This is a genomic window from Atopobacter sp. AH10, from assembly GCF_003664595.1.
Taxonomy (GTDB): domain Bacteria; phylum Bacillota; class Bacilli; order Lactobacillales; family Aerococcaceae; genus Atopobacter.
Window position 1 is genome coordinate 1 of record NZ_QXPZ01000069.1, and the last position, 1,491, is coordinate 1,491.

2 protein-coding genes are annotated in these 1,491 nt (G+C 32.2%); one reads left to right on the forward strand and one right to left on the reverse strand.

Going from position 1 to position 1,491, the window contains the following annotated elements; translation table 11 throughout:
* The coding region (locus D3H64_RS10360; RefSeq protein WP_147429915.1) for a transposase at positions 1-131 on the forward strand (131 nt) is incomplete at its 5' end.
* 241 nt (positions 132-372) lie between these two features.
* Here D3H64_RS10360 and D3H64_RS10010 read toward each other — a convergent pair.
* A complete protein-coding gene (locus D3H64_RS10010; protein ID WP_121566068.1) occupies positions 373-1,182 on the reverse strand; it encodes a helix-turn-helix domain-containing protein in 810 nt (269 codons plus the stop codon).
* Positions 1,183-1,491 lie beyond the last annotated feature (309 nt).

Consider the following 1,491-nt stretch of genomic DNA (forward strand, 5'->3'; position numbering starts at 1 on the left):
ACAACGGTCATTTAGAGGCGTGGAACAATCAAATAAAAACCCTCAAGAAGACCGCCTATGGCTGTCGCAATTTCGAGCACTTGAAGAAGAGATGCTTTTTAAAGATGAATCGCTTGTCAGTAGCGGTGTAAAGCTCACACGCACTTTTACTTTATCCAATAAACGCTCTATGCCAAGAGTACCTTTAATAGGCATGAGCTTGTTTAGGGCAAAGTAGGATAAATATCATCTGTAATATAAAAAACCACTCCCCCGATGTTGTATTCTATAAGAGAAGTTATTCCAATACAGAATAACCTCAAATATAAAATACAAAATATCAAGCCTATTTACGATTATTAAAATTAAATAATTGGAGTAAAGAATATGCAATTATCTTTTTCTTTTCCTAAAACTGATACCTGAATTTTTAATTGCAGGAGATTTTTTAAGCAGTTTTCTGAAAGATTCCTTTTCACTTTCAGAAACTCTTTTATATTTTATCCCAAGTGAATTACAGAAAACCTCGATATATTTATCTATGCTGTTTCCGGATGATTTCATAATTTGATTAAGTTTCTGCATGGATAAAATGTCGTCATCATTGGGCATACTATCAACATCGTGTTCATGATTTTTACGAATATCTTTTAGGATAGTATCCCAAGTTTTATGAGTAACATGACAAAAGAAGTCTTCTTCACTTATCTGTGCAGCCAAGAGAGTTTTTAATGGAACATCTTCTTCTATATCGGGATTTTGACTGATAATTTCAGTTCTGACATTCTCAAGAGAAGTATTTAAGTTATTAAAACGCCCTGTAGCAATCCCGTCAACAAAGATTTCCGTATCAGCCATAAGTTCCTTAAATTTATCATGTGTAGTAATTTCACAAAGTAAGCGGTTATTGATAGCCTCGCTTTTTAATAAATCAACCATATCATCACTCAAATGTAGATCAGTAAGTTCTGTATTTGGGTGATTTTTATTTTCTGTAAGGCAAAGTAAATAATCGGTAGAAACATTATAAAACTTGGCAAGTGCAACTAAATTACCATGATTGATTTCCTTGTAATCATCATTTTCATAGTTGCCTAAGGCAGATTTTGAAATACCGGTAAGTTTGGATAGTTCCTCTAAATTTAAATTATGTGCAACTCTTAAATCCTTTAAGCGTTCTTGTAAGGTTATTTTACACTTCATAACAGATAACCTCCTTGATACAAAATATTCTTAACTTATATTATATCATACTATTTCCACAATCGTAGAAATCTGAAAAACACTACACGATTAGCAATATATACTTGAGAAAAATTATTGTTAGGTGTATGATATGAATAAAGTTAGAACACAGTGTGAAATTTCTTGTGTAACCTCCAAACAACCATAGAAAAAAGGGCCTGCCTTTTGTAAGATTGTAGATACCAACCAAAACAATCAAAAAGGAGAGGTGGATTTTAGAATGAACTTAGCCACTCAATTGTGAAAAAAAAAGACGCCATGTAAATT